The organism is Methylobacterium sp. J-048, assembly GCF_022829515.1.
Taxonomy (GTDB): domain Bacteria; phylum Pseudomonadota; class Alphaproteobacteria; order Rhizobiales; family Beijerinckiaceae; genus Methylobacterium.
The window spans coordinates 19060-36047 of the sequence record NZ_JAKSYL010000120.1 but is presented as its reverse complement, the minus strand read 5'-3'; the positions used below and the strand labels follow the sequence as shown (position 1 = coordinate 36047).

17 protein-coding genes are annotated in these 16988 nt (G+C 70.3%); 14 read left to right on the top strand and 3 right to left on the bottom strand.

Annotation, left to right across the window (positions count from 1 at the left end):
- Positions 1-41 precede the first annotated feature (41 nt).
- The 4 genes from MKL09_RS09545 (at position 42) to MKL09_RS09530 (ending at position 4280) form a co-directional block, all read left to right on the top strand.
- On the top strand, positions 42-1274 hold the full coding sequence (locus MKL09_RS09545; RefSeq protein WP_244019767.1) for an ABC transporter substrate-binding protein: 1233 nt from the start codon (positions 42-44) through the stop codon (positions 1272-1274).
- Between the two features lie 68 nt (positions 1275-1342).
- The gene (locus tag MKL09_RS09540) at positions 1343-2245 is read left to right on the top strand and encodes a branched-chain amino acid ABC transporter permease (RefSeq protein WP_244019765.1); all 903 of its coding nucleotides are present in this window, start codon (positions 1343-1345) and stop codon (positions 2243-2245) included.
- Positions 2246-2254: 9 nt separating this feature from the next.
- On the top strand, positions 2255-3256 hold the full coding sequence (locus MKL09_RS09535) for a branched-chain amino acid ABC transporter permease (RefSeq protein ID WP_244019763.1): 1002 nt from the start codon (positions 2255-2257) through the stop codon (positions 3254-3256).
- Between the two features lie 127 nt (positions 3257-3383).
- Complete coding sequence (locus MKL09_RS09530) at positions 3384-4280, top strand: dihydrodipicolinate synthase family protein (protein WP_244019761.1); 897 nt, start codon at positions 3384-3386, stop codon at positions 4278-4280.
- A gap of 112 nt (positions 4281-4392) precedes the next feature.
- Here MKL09_RS09530 and MKL09_RS09525 read toward each other — a convergent pair whose 3' ends face one another.
- The 3 genes from MKL09_RS09525 to MKL09_RS09515 all read right to left on the bottom strand — a co-directional run bounded on the left by MKL09_RS09525 (position 4393) and on the right by MKL09_RS09515 (position 5795).
- On the bottom strand, positions 4393-4662 hold the full coding sequence (locus MKL09_RS09525; protein WP_244019759.1) for a hypothetical protein: 270 nt from the start codon (positions 4660-4662) through the stop codon (positions 4393-4395).
- A gap of 162 nt (positions 4663-4824) precedes the next feature.
- Positions 4825-5094 carry a hypothetical protein gene (locus tag MKL09_RS09520; RefSeq protein WP_244019757.1) on the bottom strand — a complete coding sequence of 90 codons (270 nt, stop codon included), beginning with the start codon at positions 5092-5094 and terminating at the stop codon, positions 4825-4827.
- A 119-nt stretch (positions 5095-5213) separates the two neighbouring features.
- Positions 5214-5795 (bottom strand): hypothetical protein, encoded by a 582-nt coding sequence (locus tag MKL09_RS09515; protein WP_244019755.1) that lies wholly within the window; start codon positions 5793-5795, stop codon positions 5214-5216.
- 317 nt (positions 5796-6112) lie between these two features.
- Here MKL09_RS09515 and MKL09_RS09510 point away from each other — a divergent pair, with 317 nt between their 5' ends.
- The 10 genes from MKL09_RS09510 (at position 6113) to tkt (ending at position 16975) form a co-directional block, all read left to right on the top strand.
- On the top strand, positions 6113-6559 hold the full coding sequence (locus tag MKL09_RS09510) for a hypothetical protein (RefSeq protein ID WP_244019753.1): 447 nt from the start codon (positions 6113-6115) through the stop codon (positions 6557-6559).
- A gap of 115 nt (positions 6560-6674) precedes the next feature.
- Positions 6675-6965, top strand: a complete 291-nt coding sequence (locus tag MKL09_RS09505) for a hypothetical protein (RefSeq protein WP_244019752.1) — start codon at positions 6675-6677, stop codon at positions 6963-6965.
- An 80-nt stretch (positions 6966-7045) separates the two neighbouring features.
- Entirely contained in the window at positions 7046-7942 is an 897-nt protein-coding gene (locus MKL09_RS09500; protein ID WP_244019751.1) for a LysR substrate-binding domain-containing protein, read from the top strand.
- A 217-nt stretch (positions 7943-8159) separates the two neighbouring features.
- Positions 8160-8909, top strand: a complete 750-nt coding sequence (locus tag MKL09_RS09495) for an SDR family NAD(P)-dependent oxidoreductase (RefSeq protein ID WP_244019749.1) — start codon at positions 8160-8162, stop codon at positions 8907-8909.
- A gap of 10 nt (positions 8910-8919) precedes the next feature.
- Positions 8920-9783: a transketolase gene (locus tag MKL09_RS09490; RefSeq protein ID WP_244019747.1), complete on the top strand. Its 864-nt coding sequence runs from the start codon at positions 8920-8922 to the stop codon at positions 9781-9783.
- Positions 9780-10802, top strand: a complete 1023-nt coding sequence (locus MKL09_RS09485) for a transketolase family protein (protein WP_244019745.1) — start codon at positions 9780-9782, stop codon at positions 10800-10802. Before MKL09_RS09490 ends, MKL09_RS09485 begins: the two co-directional genes overlap by 4 nt.
- The gene (locus MKL09_RS09480) at positions 10793-11674 is read left to right on the top strand and encodes an NAD(P)-dependent oxidoreductase (protein WP_244019743.1); all 882 of its coding nucleotides are present in this window, start codon (positions 10793-10795) and stop codon (positions 11672-11674) included. Before MKL09_RS09485 ends, MKL09_RS09480 begins: the two co-directional genes overlap by 10 nt.
- A gap of 216 nt (positions 11675-11890) precedes the next feature.
- On the top strand, positions 11891-12907 hold the full coding sequence (locus MKL09_RS09475) for a TRAP transporter substrate-binding protein (RefSeq protein WP_244019742.1): 1017 nt from the start codon (positions 11891-11893) through the stop codon (positions 12905-12907).
- A 27-nt stretch (positions 12908-12934) separates the two neighbouring features.
- Positions 12935-14827, top strand: coding sequence for a TRAP transporter large permease subunit (locus tag MKL09_RS09470; RefSeq protein ID WP_244019741.1), 1893 nt, complete (start codon positions 12935-12937; stop codon positions 14825-14827).
- Positions 14828-14983: 156 nt separating this feature from the next.
- Complete coding sequence (tkt, locus tag MKL09_RS09465; RefSeq protein ID WP_244019740.1) at positions 14984-16975, top strand: transketolase; 1992 nt, start codon at positions 14984-14986, stop codon at positions 16973-16975.
- Positions 16976-16988 lie beyond the last annotated feature (13 nt).

Sequence of the window (16988 nt, the reverse complement as noted above, 5' to 3'; positions counted from 1 at the left end):
CTGCAAGATTGAACAGTCGGGGCGAACAGGAGGCCAGGAACATGCGGTCACGGTTCATCGGTTACGTGCTCGGCGCGTCGCTCGCGTCGGCCCCCTTCCTGGGCCCCTTCCCGGCCCTCGCCGCCGAGCCGGTCAGCGACGGCGTCGTCAAGATCGGCATCCTCAACGACCTGTCGGGGATCTATTCCGACTTCACCGGGCGCGGCTCGGCCGTGGCGGCGCAGATCGCCATCGACGAGATGGGCGGCAAGGTGCTGGGTGCCCCCGTCGAGCTCATCGCCGCCGACCACCAGAACAAGCCGGACATCGCCGCCAACCTCGCCCGGGAATGGTTCGACCAGGGCAAGGTCGACATGATCGCCGACTTCCCGACCTCCTCGACGGCGCTCGCCGTGATGGAGATCGCCAAGCAGAAGAACCGGGTGACGATGCTCTCGGCCGGGGTCGCCATGGCGGCGATCAACGAGAAATGCTCGCCGCTCAACGCGCAGTGGATGGTCAACACCTACGCGCTCGCGGCCGGCACCGCCAAGGCGCTGCTGAAGACCGGCCGCAAGACCTGGTACTTCGTCACCGCCGACTACACCTTCGGCCATTCCCTGGAGAAGGACGCCTCCGCCATGGTGGAGGCCGAGGGCGGCAAGGTGCTCGGCGTCTCGCGCCACCCGTTCCCGGGCGGCGACTTCTCCTCCTTCATGCTGAAGGCGCAGGGGAGCGGCGCGCAGGTGATCGCGCTGGCCAATGCCGGCAGCGACACGATCAACGCCGTCAAGCAGGCCGCCGAGTACGGCATCGGCCGCAGCGACAAGCAGGTGATCGCCCCGCTGCTCACCTACATCACCGATGTGAAGAGCCTCGGGCTGGCCAAGGCCCAGGACATGTACCTCACGGAAGCGTTCTACTGGGATTACGACGACCGCTCGCGCGCCTTCGCGGAAAAATACTTCGCCAAGATGAAGCGCATGCCGAGCGCCTCGCAGGCGGCGGTCTACTCCGCGGCGCTCAGCTACCTCAAGGCGATCGAGGCGGCCGGCACCGACGAGGCCGGTGCCGTGATGGCCAAGCTGCGCGGCATGACCATCGACGACGCGGTGATCCGCAACGGCAGGCTGCGCGCCGACGGCGCCCTCGTCCACGACATGCTGCTCCTGCAGGTGAAGAAGCCGGCGGAATCGAAGCGCGACTGGGACTTCTACAACGTCCGGGCGGTCCTGAAGGGCGACGACGTGTTCCCGAAGCCGTCCGACAGCTGTCCGCTCAACGCCAAGGGCTAGGCGAGAACCCCTCCCCCGCAAAGGGGGGAGGGAGATCCAGATCCCTCCAATCCGCCGGTGACCCCGCGATGGACATCACCCTCCAGGCCTTCATGGCCCAGCTCACCATCGGCCTCATCGGCGGCTGCTTCTACGCCCTGCTGAGCATGGGTTTGGCGATCATCTTCGGGCTGCTCAACATCATCAACTTCACCCACGGGGCGCAGTTCATGATGGCCGCGTTCCTGGCCTGGATCGGGCTGACCCAGATCGGGCCCTGGCTCGGCTATCCCGACTTCCAGATCAACTTCTGGGTCGCGCTGGTGCTGGCGCCGCTCTGCGTCGCCCTGTTCGGCATGGTCATCGAGCGTACGCTGCTGCGCCGGCTCTACCATCTCGACCATCTCTACGGCCTGCTCTTGACCTTCGGGGTGGCGCTGGTGATGGAGGGGGCGTTCCGCTACGCGTTCGGCGTCTCCGGCCAGGGCTACGAGCCGCCGGAGATCCTGCAGGGGCCGGTCGATGTCGGCTTCATGCTGCTGCCAAAATACCGCGTCTTCGTGGTCGCGGCCTCGCTGCTGATCTGCTTCTTCACCTGGTACCTGTTCGAGCGGACCAAGCTCGGCGCCTACCTCCGGGCCGGCACCGAGAACCCGCGCCTGCTCCAGGCCTTCGGCATCAACGTGCCGGTGATGATCACCCTCACCTACGGCTTCGGCGTGGCCCTCGCCGGCATCGCCGGGGTGCTGGCCGCGCCAATCATGCAGGTGACGCCGCTGATGGGCGGCAACCTGCTCAACATCGTCTTCGCCGTGGTGGTGATCGGCGGCCTCGGCTCGATCCTCGGCGCGATGATGACCGGCCTCGCCCTCGGGCTGATCGAGGGGCTGACCAAGGTGGTCTACCCCGAGGCCTCCACCGTGGTGGTGTTCGTCATCATGGCGCTGGCCCTGCTGGTGCGCCCGGCCGGCCTGTTCGGCCGCGAAGCCTGAGGGGAGCCGATGTCGAACACCTTCAAGATCGTCCTCGTCCTGGTCGGACTGGCGCTGGTCGTGCCGTTCGTGCCGGGGCTGATCTACCCGGTCTTCGTGATGAAGGTGATGTGCTACGGGCTGTTCGCCTGCGCCTTCAACCTGCTCCTGGGCTTCACCGGGCTCGTCTCCTTCGCGCACGCCGCCTTCCTGGGCAGCGCCGGCTACGTCACCGGCGCCCTGATGATCCGCTTCGGCAACCACCCGCTCGGGATGCCGGCGGCGTTCGCGGCGGGCGTCGCCGCGGCGGCTTTGGTCGGCTTGGCCATCGGCGGCCTCGCGATCCGGCGGCGGGGCATCTACTTCGCGATGATCACTCTGGCGCTGTCGCAGATCGTCTACTTCCTGGCGGTGCAGTTCCGCTGGACCGGCGGCGAGGACGGCCTCCAGGGCATCCCGCGCGGCAGCCTGTTCGGGCTCGACCTCTCCTCCGACACGGTGATGTACTACGTGACGCTGGCGCTGTTTGCCGCCGGCTTCCTGTTCGTCGACCGCGTCGTCCACTCGCCCTTCGGCCAGATCCTGCAGGCGGTGCGGGACAACGAGGCCCGGGCGACCTCGCTCGGCTACGACACCGACCGGTTCAAGCGCCTCGCCTTCGTGATCTCGGCGGCGGTCGCCGGCTATGCCGGGGCGATGAAGGCGCTGGTGTTCCAGCTGGTCTCCCTCAACGACGTCTCGCTGCACACCTCGACCGAGGTGGTGCTGATGACCCTGCTCGGGGGCGTCGGCACGATCTTCGGTCCGCTGCTCGGGGCCGGGCTGGTGGTCGGGCTGCAGAACTACCTCGCGACCATCGGCGACCTCGTGACCGTGGTGATCGGCCTGATCTTCATCGTCTGCGTCTCGTTCTTCCGGCGCGGCATCGTGGGCGAGTTTCTGCACCTGCGCCGTCGCCGGGCCGAGCGTCACAAAAGACGCCCGGTCCGGAACGCCACCCGCGATCCCGCGCCGGCCGCCGAGGCGGCCTGAGCCACGCCCCCTGCCCCGGCGGGCAGACAGAGTTCGCCGCCGCGCCGCGTGAGGCGTGGGCGAAGCCATGGCCGCGCGGCACAGGCGCGGTGCCGTTCAACCCGTTGACCCAAAAGGACCATCGACCATGTGGACAGGTGTCATTCCCGCCGTCACGACCAAGTTCAAGCCCGACGGCAGCCTCGACCATGCCGAGATGGAGCGCTGCTTCGCCTTCCAGATGGAGGCGGGGTGCGACGGCATCATCGTGTGCGGCTCCCTCGGCGAGGGGCCGATGCTGTCCCATGACGAGCGCATCGCGGTGCTCCAGCGGGCCCAGTCGGTCACCAAGGGCAAACCGACCCTGCTGACCGTGGCCGAGGCGGGCACCCGCGAGGCCTGCGAGCTCGCCGCCAAGGCGGCCAAGGCCGGGGCCAGCGGCCTCATGGTGGTGCCGAGCCCGATCTACCACACCAACCCGGCCGAGACGGTCGAGACACTGCGGGCCGTCGCGGCCGCCGGCGACCTGCCGGTGATGATCTATTCCAACCGCGTCGCCTACCGGGTCGACGTCACGCCCGAGATCATGGCGGAGCTGGCCGCGGATCGGCGCTTCGTCGCCATCAAGGAATCCTCCGACGACATCCGCCGCACCACCGAGATCATCAACCGGCTCGGCGACCGCTATGCCGTCCTGACCGGCGTCGACAACCTCGCCCTGGAGGCCCTCGCGGTCGGCGCCTGCGGCTGGGTCGCCGGCCTCGTCTGCGCGTTCCCGGCCGAGACGGTCGCGATCTACCGGCTGATGCAGGCGGGCCGCCTCAAGGAGGCGCTGGCGATCTACCGCTGGTTCCGGCCGCTCCTCGACCTCGATGTCTCGACGTATCTCGTCCAGAACATCAAGCTCGCCGAAGCCCTGGCGATCAACTCGACCGAGCACGTGCGCGGCCCGCGCAAGCCCCTGTCCGGCGCCCGGCGCGCCGAGGTCGAGGCGATCGTGCGCAAGGCGATCGAGAGCCGCCCTGCCCTGCCCGCGGCGGCCTGAGGGCTATCGGCGGCCGGGACGCCGCCGACGCGATCCGCGACAGGTTCGCCGCGTCGACCTGCCTGGCCGGTGACCCTGGATCGCTTCGGGCCGTTCGGGACTGGCCGCCGGCTCAGCGGCCGACGCCGACGCCAGTGCCGCCGCCGATCGGGCCGATCGCGTTCGGCCCGGTATTGGGGGTGGGCGTCGCGGCCTGGTTCCGCTCCATGTTCATCTGGAGCGTGTTGCCCTGCGTCGTCTGCTCCTGCCGCAGCGAGCGCATCTGGCTGTTGTATTCCATGGATTGGTTCGCGGCGTTGGGATTGTCCTGCTGAACCTGCGCCAGGACGGAGGTCGCGGCGATCGGTGAGAGGCAGAGGCCGGCGAGAAGGATGGCGCGCATGGTCGGGCTCCAAACGATTGTGGGGGCACCGAGGCGACGCGTTCGGACTTGGCCCGGTTCCGCCCGGTGGCAGCGACCTGATGCATCAGGTCGGCGCCACCGAAATGTTGCGCGCACCTCCGGGTCTTGCGGCGAACCGGTACCGGCCTCGGCGGGGAGCGCTCAGCAGCCGATGCAGACCCGCGGATCCCATTTCGGCAGGGGCTTCAGCGGCGGTAGGATCTTCTGCACCGGGGCGGACGTCGTCACGCTCTGCTCGGGCAGCGTGACCGCGACGGTCCGCTCGTTGGCGGCGAGGGCCGTGGCATCCTGAACCGGCTCGGCTGCGGCGGGCCGGTCGATGCTGCCGGTCAGATCGCGATCGACCGCCCGCGCGTCGCCGAGGCTGAGCGAGACGGCGAGGCCGGCGACGATGAGGCGGATGACGGTCATGGGAAGCTCCGCCGGCACAACGTGATGCCGGAGGCGGGGTTCAATCGCCCTCCTCCGTCTGCCGCGCGGTGTAGCGGGTTCGGATCCCGGCGTCCGCTGTGACGCCGCTCCGCGACGTGTCAGGATCGTCGCGGGCGCATCGAGGCGGGCGGCAGGATCGTCGCATGCCAGCGGTTGTCGTTCCGGGGCACCCGCGGCTGCTCGACCGGGCGTTCGGGCAGCCGGTACGCGACCCGGATCGACCCGGCCGGCCACGCGACCGCCACCGTGTCGTGCCGCGCGAATTTGCGCGGATGCAGGCGTTTCGCCAGTCGGACGGGATGCGCCCGCAGCGCGAGCCTGCGGCGGTCGCGCCGCTGGAGCCGGGCGTAGCGCTTCCGGATGTGTGCAAGCCGCACCGTCGCCCGGGGTCGCCGCGACACCGTCCTCACGGGTTGGGACGGCTGCGCCAGCGCGACCAAGCTCGGCTTGTCGTAGCTGACTGGCGCGACGCGGTTGGCCGCGGTGATGCAGCCATTGCAGATCGAGCCCGAAAGTTGCTGCCACGTGCGTTGCTGCCGCTCCGCGATGAGCGCGCTGCGATCGCCGGCCGGTTCGGGGTGTTCCGGGTGCCGGCTCGCAGGAACGGCCGCGCTTAGGGTCGGCAACGCGATGGCGAATGCAGCAAGCGCCGCCATCAAGGAGTGTGCAACGCGCGTCATGACCCATCTCGGCGATCGTCCGGAACCGCCAAGCTTCTTGTTGCCGTGTGAGGGCGGTCGAGCAAACCGTTTTCTGAGCAGGTCGGTATTCAATACGGACGCCGAGGGCGCGGTTTCGGACGGGCCGTGCTGGAGATGCTTCGCACGCGCGGCACTGATCTTTCCGAAATCATCATGTCATTGGATGGGGCGCAGAAGTGTTTCGAAGTTGTTTCTTGTGCGTTTGGACCGGTGTTGATTGGACATATCGCTTAATTAGTGATTAATATGTGGGTTCGCGGCCGGCGATCAGGGCCGGGTATCGCATCAGGGCGATCATGAATTCTGTGAAGCGGATTGCGGCTCTAGGTCTGGTGCTGCTGGCGGGGGCCTGCTCGCGCCTGCCGAATGTCCCGACAGCCTATAGCGCGTTGCCGCGCACGTCGGCATCGGGCGTCGCAGCGGCGGTGGCGCCGGTGACGGCAGCCCCGGAGGCTCCGGCGGAAATGGCCGTCGACCTGCCGCGCATCGTCATCCCCGGGACCATGACGGTGCCGGTCGCGGCCGTCGAGCCGCGCGGCCTGAACCCGAGCGCGGCCCTGGACACGTCGCGGCGCAGCCGCATGACCTGGGAGGCGCTGCACCCCGGGGACCTCCTGAACCCGTCGGCGGGCCGGTCGGCCTCCTCGGGCGTCGCGCCCCGGACCTACGACCGCGAGGCGATGATGGATCGCCTGCTGAAGGGCGGTCGGAATGCCGCGAGCGGCATCTGCACAGGCTGCTGATCCCGGCCCCCCCGATGCGGCAGGGTCAGCCGACGGCTTGGCGATGTGCGCACGGTTTACGCGCCGTTAACGTGTCCGTCCCAGATTGCGGCGAGCGACCCGAGGGAGGCGTGGCATGGGTGCCTTGAAGGCGGAAGACGAGCAGGCTGCCGAGCGCCTGACGCTGCGGCTCCTCCAGGACGCCTATTGCGACCTCGCGGCCGTGCTCCGCGGTGCCCAGCCCGCGGCCGCCGCGGCCATCCTCACCGTCATGGAGCAGCGCGTCACGGACGTCCTCACCCGGATCTGCCAGCAGGGCTCCGAGGGCGCCGCCTCGGCGCGGATCGCGATCGCCGTCGGCGAACGGATCGGCGAGATCATGGATCAGGCGCACGGCCGGGACGCAAGCACGGCCCTCGCGGCCTGAGGCCGATCGGCCGCCTGGGGCGGCCGGATCTGCCCCGCAGGCATTGCCAGCACCGATGGCCCCGGCCCATCCTGCCGCGGATGCGTTCGCCCGTCCCCCTCTCCGCCGTCCGGATCTTCGAAGCCGCCGCGCGGCGCCGCTCGTTCAAGGCGGCAGCCGGCGAGTTGAACCTGTCGCCGAGCGCGGTCAGCCACGCCGTGCGCAAGATGGAGCAGGCGCTGGGCGTCGCCCTGTTCGAGCGGAACGGGCAAGGCATCACCCCGACTCCGGCCGGCGAGGCTCTGTGTGACCATGTCGGCCGGGCCTTCGCCGAATTGAACCGCGGCCTCGACCTCGTGGCGAACCGCGGGCCGCAATTGCTGCGGCTGCATTGCGCGCCGAGCTTCGCCGCCCAGTGGCTCGCGCCACGGCTGGCGCGCTTCCTGAGTGAGCATCCGGGCTTCGAGGTGCGGCTCGCCGCCGGCATGGACTACGCCCGCTTCATCACCGACGAGTTCGACGCCGACATCGTCTACGGGCCGCCCCGGGGCGAAGGCCTCGTGCGCATGCCGCTGGGGCTCGAGACGGTGACCCCGCTCTGCGACCCCGAGCGCGCCGCCCGGATCGCCAGCCCCGCCGACCTGTTCGCGCAGACGCTGATCCAGAGCGACAACAAGCAGGTGCGCTGGAGCCATTGGTTCGAGCGCAACCGCCTCGCCGCGCCGCCAACCGCCGCGATCCGGTTCGACCGGAGTTTTCTCGCCCTAGCGGCCGCGGCGGACGGGCTCGGCGTCGCCCTCGAATCGACCCGGCTCGCCGAGCGGGAGATCACCGCCGGCCGCCTGGTGGCGCCGCTCGCCGGGCGGGCGGAGGATATCAGCTACACCGGGCACCATTTCGTCTGCCCGGCCGATGCCCGCCGCCGGGCGCCGCTGCGGATCTTCGCCCGCTGGCTCGCCGGGGAACTCGCGATCGAGCTGGACGCCGAACTCGCCTGAAACGTGAGGGCAGGTGAATCCTATTCACCTGCAGGTGCAGTTTTCGCGTTTGTCGTGCCGGTCGCACCGGGCCAATGTCGCGCCAACGAACAAGACGCGAGGAAACGTCACCGCGAGGCCGCCGATCCCCGGATCGCGGTCGCCGGCCGGCCATAGCCTCCGTCGCGACGACAGGCTTCGATTCCGCACGAGCGCGGAACGCCGGGAGGGTTTTTCCATGCTTCTGAACGATCGGGTCTGCGTGATCACCGGGGCGGCCTCCGCCCGCGGCATCGGCAAGGCCACCGCGCGCCTGTTCGCGCAATACGGTGCCCGCATCGCCGTGCTCGACCTCGATGCCGGCCAGGCCGAGGAAGCCGCCCGCGACATCGGTGCCGGCCATATCGGCCTCGCCTGCAACGTCACCGACCGAGCCGCCTGCTCCCGCGCCGCCGAGGAGATCGTGGCGCGCCTCGGCCGCATCGACGTGCTGGTCAACAATGCCGGCATCACCCAGCCGCTCAAGATCATGGACATCGCGCCGGAGAACTACGACGCGGTCACCGACGTGAACCTGCGCGGCACCCTCTACATGAGCCAGGCCGTGATCCCGGGGATGCGCGGCCAGGGCTCGGGGGCGATCGTGTGCATGTCCTCGGTCTCCGCCCAGCGCGGCGGCGGCATCTTCGGCGGCCCGCATTACAGCGCGGCCAAGGGCGGTGTGCTCGGCCTCGCCAAGGCCATGGCCCGGGAACTCGGCCCCGACGGGATCCGGGTGAACTCGGTGACGCCCGGCCTGATCCAGACCGACATCACCGGCGGCAAGCTCACCCCCGAGCTCAAGGTCGAGATCGCCAAGGGCATCCCGCTCGGGCGCCTCGGGGTCGCCGACGACGTCGCCAACGCCTGCCTGTTCCTGGCTTCCGACCTGTCCACGTACATCACCGGCGCGGTGATCGACGTGAACGGCGGCATGCTGATCCATTGAGGGCAGCGCCATGACCGCGTCGTCACCGACCGAACGGCCCCGCGCGGGCTCCAACGTCTCGCTCAGCGAGCGCGCCTACCACATCCGCCGCCACGCCCTGCGCATGGGCGAGGTCCAGGGCCAGGGCTACATCGCCCAGGCGCTGGGCATCAGCGACGTGCTGGCGGTGAGCTACTTCCACGCCATGACCTACCGGCCCGAGGATCCCGAATGGGAGGGCCGCGACCGGTTCCTGCTGTCGATCGGCCACTACGCCATCGCCCTCTACGCCGCACTGATCGAGGCGGAGATCATCCCGGAGGACGAGCTGACCAGCTATGGCGGCGACGACAGCCGCCTGCCGATGTCGGGCATGGCGGCCTACACGCCCGGCATGGAGATCACCGGCGGCTCGCTCGGCCACGGTCTGGGGATCGCGGTCGGCATGTGCCTCGGGCTGAAGCGGAAACGTTCGAAAAACTTCGTCTACAACCTGTTCTCCGACGGCGAGCTCGACGAGGGCTCGACCTGGGAAGCCGCGATGTCGGCGGGCTCGTTCAAGCTCGACAACCTGATCGGCCTCGTCGACGTGAACGGCATGCAGGCCGACGGCGCGTCCACGGGGGTGCTCAACTTCGAGCCGCTGGCCCCGAAGTTCGAGGCGTTCAACTGGTTCGTGCAGCGGGTCGACGGCAACGACATCGACGCGCTGGTGGCGGCCTTCGACGCCGCCCGGAACCACCCGGGGCCGCAGCCCCGGATCATCATCTGCGACACGCGCATGGCCAAGGGCGTGCCGTTCCTGGAAGCGCGCGAGCGCAACCACTTCCTGCGCGTCGAGCCGGACGAGTGGCAGCGCGCGCTGGCGATCCTGGACGAAGGGAGGGTGCGGTGAGACGCTCGAAATACGAGAAGCCCGCTCCGCGGGAGGGCGGCAGCCTCAAGACCTCGGCGATGATCGCCTCGCTGGCCGCCCCCGGGCAGCGGACCAAGGCCGCGCCGTTCGGCCATGCCCTGGTCGAGCTCGCCAAGACGCGGCCCGACATCGTCGGCCTGTCGGCGGACCTGTCGAAATACACCGACCTGCACATCTTCGCGCAGGCCCACCCTGAGCGGTTCTACCAGATGGGGATGGCCGAGCAGCTGCTCATGAGCGCGGCGGCCGGTCTGGCCCGCGAAGGCTTCACGCCGTTCGCCACCACCTACGCGGTGTTCGCCGCCCGCCGGGCCTACGACTTCATCTGCCTGGCGATCGCGGAGGAGAATCTCGACGTCAAGATCGCCTGCGCCCTGCCCGGCCTGACCACCGGCTACGGCCCGAGCCACCAGGCGACGGAAGACCTCGCGATCTTCCGCGGCATGCCCAACCTCACGATCATCGACCCGTGCGACGCGCACGAGATCGAGCAGGTCGTGCCCGCCATGGCCGCCCATAAGGGGCCGGTCTACCTGCGGCTCCTGCGCGGCAACGTCCCGCTGGTGCTCGACGAATACGGCTACACGTTCGAGCTCGGCAAGGCCAAGACGATCCGCGACGGACGCGACGTTCTGATCGTCTCCTCCGGCCTGATGACCATGCGGGCGCTCGAAGTGGCCGACGCGCTGCGCGACGACCGGATCGACGTGGCGGTGCTGCACGTACCGACGATCAAGCCGCTGGACGAGGCGACGGTCCTGCAGGAGGCCCGGCGCGGCGGCCGCCTCGTGGTGGTGGCCGAGAACCACACGGTGATCGGCGGCCTCGGCGAGGCGGTGGCGGGCCTCTTGATGCGCAACGGCACGATGCCGGAGCGCGGCTTCCGCCAGATCGGCCTGCCGGACGAGTTCCTCGACGCCGGCGCCCTGCCGACGCTCCACGACCGCTACGGGATCTCGGCCGCCGCGATGGCGCGGAGCATCCGCGGATGGCTGTGAGCCGCCTCGCCTTCGTCGGCCTCGGCGCCATGGGCTTGCCGATGGCGGGCCACCTCGTCGCCGCGGGTTTTTCCGTGCACGGCTACGACATCCGGCCGGAGAGCCGCGCGGCTCTCGTGGCCCTGGGCGGTGCGCCGGCCGAGACCCTGGCGCAGGCGACGGACGGCGCCGACGCGCTCCTGCTGATGGTGGTGAACGCCGCCCAGGCCGAAGACGTGCTGTTCGCGCAAGGCGCCCTCGACGCCCTCTCCCCGGACGGGATCGTGGTGCTGATGGCGACCTGTCCGCCGGGCGCGGTGGAGGCCATCGCCGGGCGCGTTGCGGCCACCGGCCGTGCGTTCGTGGACGCCCCGGTCTCGGGGGGCGTCGTCGGGGCGAAGGCGGCCAAGCTGACGATCATGGCCGCGGCGCCGGCCGCGACGCTGGCGGCGATCCGCCCGATCCTCGACGCGCTGGGCGACCGGATCTTTTATGTCGGCGAGCGGCCGGGCCAGGGCGCCACCGTCAAGGCCGTGAACCAGCTCCTGTGCGGCGTCCACATCGCGGCCGCCGCCGAGGCGATGGCCCTGGCCGGGCGGGTCGGGGTCGATCTCGCGGTGGTGCTGGAGATCCTCTCGGGTTCCTCGGCGTCGAGCTGGATGCTGCGCGATCGCGGGCCCCGGATGCTGGATGCGGAGCCGGAGGTGACCAGCGCGGTCGACATCTTCGTCAAGGATCTCGGCATCGTGCTGGAGGCCGGCCGCAGCGCCGGCGCGGCCCTGCCGCTCGCGGCGCTGGCCCATCAGCTCTTCGTCTCGACCTCGGGTCGGGGCGACGGCGCCGCCGACGACAGCCAGGTGGTGCGCGCCTATCGCGCGCTCAACGGCAAGTAAATGTAGGGGCTTGAATGTAGGGGCTTGCGGGCCGGCGTGGCTTGTCCGCGCGCCGCGGAGCCCGGATGATCCGCGCCGGAGAAGAAGCGGCGCGTGAGACCCACGAAGAACGGTGCCGGGACCCGTATCCGGGGCCGGAGATCAAAAGACGCACGATCCACATGACCGGATAACGGCGGGGATCGGGCGGCTCGGAACGACCCAGGGAGTGAAACCATGCGCGACACGCGTTTCAGCCGCCGCAGCCTGCTCGCGGGCGCGACCGCCGTGCCGGTCTTCGGCATCCTGACCCGGCGCGGGCAGGCCGCGGAGTTCTCCTACAAGCTCGCCACCGGCCAGGACCCGACCCATCCGGTCAACGTCCGGGCGCAGGAGGCCCTCGACCGGATCCGCGAGGCGACCGGCGGCCGCCTGGAGATCAAGCTGTTCCCGGCCAACCAGCTCGGCTCCGACACCGACCTGCTGGCGCAGGTGCGCAACGGCAGCGTCGAGTTCTTCAACCTCGCGACCTCGATCCTCGCCACCTTCGTGCCGGCCGCGAGCCTGCCCAACACCGGCTTCGCGTTCAAGGATTACGACGCGGTCTGGTCGGCGATGGACGGCGGGCTCGGCACCTACGTCCGGGCCGAGATCGCCAAGACGCCGATCCTCACCGTCTCGAAGGTCTGGGACAACGGCTTCCGGCAGATCACCTCCTCGACCCGCGAGATCAGGACGCCGGAGGACCTGAAGGGCTTCAAGATCCGCGTGCCGCCGGCGCCGATGCTGACCTCGCTGTTCAAGGCGCTCGATGCCGGCGCGGCGCCGATCAATTTCAACGAGCTGTATTCCTCGCTCCAGACCAAGGTGGTCGAGGGCCAGGAGAACCCGCTCGCCATCACCGCCACGGCCCGGCTCTACGAGGTGCAGAAATCCTGCAGCCTGACCGGGCATGTCTGGGACGGCTACTGGATCTTGGGCAACAAACGCGCGTGGCAGCGCCTGCCGGAGGATCTGCGCCAGACCGTTTCGCGCGAATTCGACCGGTCTGGCACCGACCAACGCGCGGATGTCGCCAAGCTCAGCCTGTCCTTACGCGAGAGCCTGACCGCCAAGGGCATCACCTTCGTCGACGTCGACCGCGCGCGCTTCCGCGAGGCGCTCGGCCGGACGAGCTTCTACCGGGACTGGAAGGCCAAGTACGGCGATACGGCCTGGGCGCATCTCGAAGACGTTTCCGGCAAGCTGACCTGAGGCCCCGCGCACTGGAAGGATTCCGCCATGCAGATCGACATCGCGGCCGTCGAGAGCGCGGCCGGGCTTGAGCTGGCGGGGCCGCCGCTCCGTGCCCGGACTTGGCTGCGCAAGCTGGACGTGGCCCTGGGCTACCTCGTGGAGATCCCGGCGGCGCTGCTGGTGCTGGCCGAGATCGGCGTGCTGTTCGGCGGCGTGGTTAGCCGCTACGTCTTCCGCGAGCCGCTGGTCTGGTCGGACGAGCTAGCTGCGATCCTGTTCCTGTGGCTCGCCATGCTGGGCGCCGTGGTCGCGTTCCGCCGCGCCGAGCACATGCGCATGACCGCCATCGTGGCGATGTGCGGTCCGCGCCTGCGCGCCTTCCTGGAGACGGTCGCGCTGGTGGCCGGCCTGATCTTCGTGGCGCTGGTGCTGGAGCCGGCCTTCGAGTTCGCCAGCGAGGAGAGCTTCGTCCAGACCCCCGCGCTGGAGCTCAACAACGCCTGGCGCGCCGCCGCCCTGCCGATCGGCTTCGGCCTGATGCTCCTGGTCGCAGTGATCCGCCTGCTGGAGACCGCCGACTGGCGCCTCACCGTCGGGGCGCTCGCCCTGGGCGGCGGCATCGCGGCCGGGCTCGTCGCCCTCCAGCCCGTGTTCGCGGGCCTGGGCAACCTCAACCTGCTGCTGTTCTTCGTCCTCGGCGTCGGCGCCCTGGTCTTCTCCGGCGTGCCGATCGCCTTCGCGTTCGGGCTGTCGACCTACGCCTACATCACGCTGACCACCGGCGCGCCGTCGATGGTGGTGGTCGGGCGCATGGACGAGGGCATGAGCCACCTGATCCTGCTCGCCGTGCCGCTGTTCGTGTTCCTCGGCCTGCTGATCGAGATGACCGGCATGGCCCGCGCCATGGTCGGGTTCCTGGCCTCGCTCTTGGGCCACGTCCGCGGCGGCCTGCACTACGTTCTGGTCGGGGCGATGTACCTCGTCTCGGGCATCTCCGGCTCGAAGGCCGCCGACATGGCCGCGGTCGCGCCCGTACTGTTTCCCGAGATGAAGGCGCGGGGCGCCAAGGAGGGCGACCTCGTGGCCCTGCTGGCCACCACCGGCGCCCAGACCGAGACGATCCCGCCCTCGATCGTGCTGATCACCATCGGCTCGGTCACCGGCGTGTCGATCACGGCCCTGTTCACCGGCGGCCTGCTGCCGGGCCTGGTCCTGGCCGTGACCCTCTGCGCCCTGGTCTGGTGGCGCTACCGCCGGGAGGACCTGAGCCACGTCGCCCGGCCGTCGCGGAGCGTGATCGGCCGCGCCCTCGTGGTGGCGGTGCCGGCCCTGGCGCTGCCGTTCGTGATCCGCTTCGCGGTGGTCGAGGGTATCGCCACCGCCACCGAGGTCTCGACCATCGGCATCGTCTACGCGGTGCTGGCGGGGCTGCTGATCTACCGCCAGTTCGACTGGCGGCGGCTCTACCCGATGCTGGTGATGACTGCGACCCTGTCGGGGGCGATCCTGCTGATCATCGGCGCGGCCACCGGCATGGCCTGGGCGCTGACCCAGTCGGGCTTCTCGCAGACGCTCGCGGTGGCGATGAAGAGCCTGCCCGGCGGTGCCGTGGGCTTCCTGTTCGTGTCGGCGGGCGCGTTCATCGTCCTCGGCTCGGTGCTGGAAGGCATCCCGGCGATCGTGCTGTTCGGCCCGCTGCTGTTCCCGATCGCCCGGCAGGTCGGCGTGCACGAGGTCCACTACGCCATGGTGGTGATCCTGGCGATGGGCATCGGGCTGTTCGCCCCGCCCTTCGGAGTCGGCTACTACGCCGCCTGCGCGATCAGCCGGATCCATCCGGACGCGGGCATGCGCCCGATCGTCGGCTACATCCTGGCCCTGCTCATCGGCCTCGTCGTCATCATCCTGGTCCCCTGGTTCTCGATCGGGTTCCTCTGACATCGCGGACCCGAAAGGTCCGAGACCTTTCGTGGGTGCAGGGCAAAGCCCTGCTGCACGGCGACGACCGCTCCATCAGGGCTCCGCCCCGATACCCCGCCAAAGGGCTGCGCCCTTTGGAAACCCCGACGCACGCCTGAACCCCGAGCCACCGCCATGCCAGAGACCCAAGACGCCCTCACCGCCCGGATGGCCGACGCGATCCGCTTCCTGTCCCTCGACGCCATCGAGCGGGCGGGCGACGGGCATCCCGGCGCGCCCCTCGGCTGCGCCGAGATCGCGGTGGCCCTGTTCACCCGCCACCTGACGTGCAACCCGGCCGATCCGGAATGGCCGGACCGCGACCGCTTCGTGCTCTCGAACGGGCACGGCTCGATGCTGCTCTATTCGGTGCTCCATCTCGCGGGCTATGCCGGCCTGCCGATGGAGCAGATCCGGCGCTTCCGCGAGCTCGGCTCGCACACCCACGGCCACCCGGAGTTCGCCCCCGAACTCGGCATCGAGGCGACCACCGGGCCCCTCGGGCAGGGCATCGCCAACGCGGTCGGCATGGCGGTGGCCGAGGCCAAGCTCGCCGCGGAGTTCGGTCCCGGCCTGGTGGATCACCGCACCTACGCGCTAGTCGGCGACGGCTGCCTGCAGGAGGGCCTCGCCCACGAGGTGATCTCGCTCGCCGGCCACCTGCGCCTGGCGAAGCTGACCTTCCTGTGGGACGACAACCGCATCACCGACGACGGCGCCACCGACCTGTCGATCTCGGAGGACGTGCGCGCCCGCTTCCGCGCCGCCGACTGGCAGGTGATCGACGCGGACGGCCACGACGTCGAGGCGGTCTCGGCCGCGATCCGGCTCGCCCAGGGCGATCCGCGTCCGAGCCTGATCGCCTGCCGCACCGTGATCGGCCGCGGCCTGCCCCGGCTGGAGGGCCAGCGCGGCGCCCATGGCGGGCGGGTGTTCGAGACCGACCTCGCCGAGGCCCGGGCTGCGAAGGGCTGGGACCATCCGGCCTTCACGGTGCCGGACGACGTGGCCGCGGCGTGGCGCAGGGGCGTCGCCGAGCGCAACCGTGCGGCCTATGCGGCTTGGCAGGCCCGGCGTGAGGCCCTGCCCGCCCCGATCCGGACGGAGTTCGACCGCGTGAGCGCCGGCCGCCTGCCGGAGACCTGGCGCGACGCGCTCCGGACCCAGCGCGACCGCTTCGCCGCCGCCGGCGCGGCGCGCCCGAGCATCGAGGTCTCCGCCGAGATCGTCGGCGCCCTGTCGGAGGCGATCCCGGAGCTGTTCTCCGGCGCGCCGGATCTCGAAGGCCCGACCCGGCACAAGGGTGAGCTCCACGCCTTCACGGCGCAGGACCGCTCCGGGCGCTACCTGCATTACGGCATCCGCGAGCACGCCATGGGCTCGATGATGAACGGCATCGCGGCCCATCGCGGGCTGGTGCCGGTGGGCGCCACCTACCTGGTCTTCTCGGATTACATGCGCCCGTCGCTGCGGATGGCGGCGCTGATGAACCTGCCGGTCATCACGGTCTACAGCCACGATTCGATCGCCATCGGCCGCAACGGCCCGACCCACCAGCCGGTGGAGTACCTCGCCTCCCTGCGGGCGATCCCGAACATGCTGGTCTTACGCCCCGCGGACGCGGTCGAGACGGCGGAATGCTGGGAGATGGCGCTGGCCAACCGGCACGGGCCGAGTTCGCTGATCTGCTCGCGGCAGCCGCTCCCCGCCTTACGCCGGCCGGGCGGGCCTGAGAATCGCTGCGCCCGGGGCGCCTATGTGCTGGCGGAGGCCGAGGGGACGCGGCGGGTCACGCTGATCGGTACCGGCTCGGAGGTGGCGCTGGCGCTCGCGGCCCGCGACCTGCTCCAGGCGGAGGGCGTGCCGACCGCGGTGGTCTCGATGCCGTCCTGGGAGGCGTTCGCGGCGCAGGACGAGGCCTATCGCCGGCAGGTCATCCCGCGGGATACGGTCCGGGTCGCCGTGGAAGCCGCCCTGCGCTTCGGCTGGGACCGCTGGATCGGCGAGGACGGTGGTTTCGTCGGCATGACCGGCTTCGGCGCGTCCGGCGCGCCCGAGGCGCTGTTCCGCCACTTCGGCATCACGGCCGAAGCGGTGGTGGAGGCCGCGCGGGCGCGTCTGACTTAGGGCGTCTCTGCCC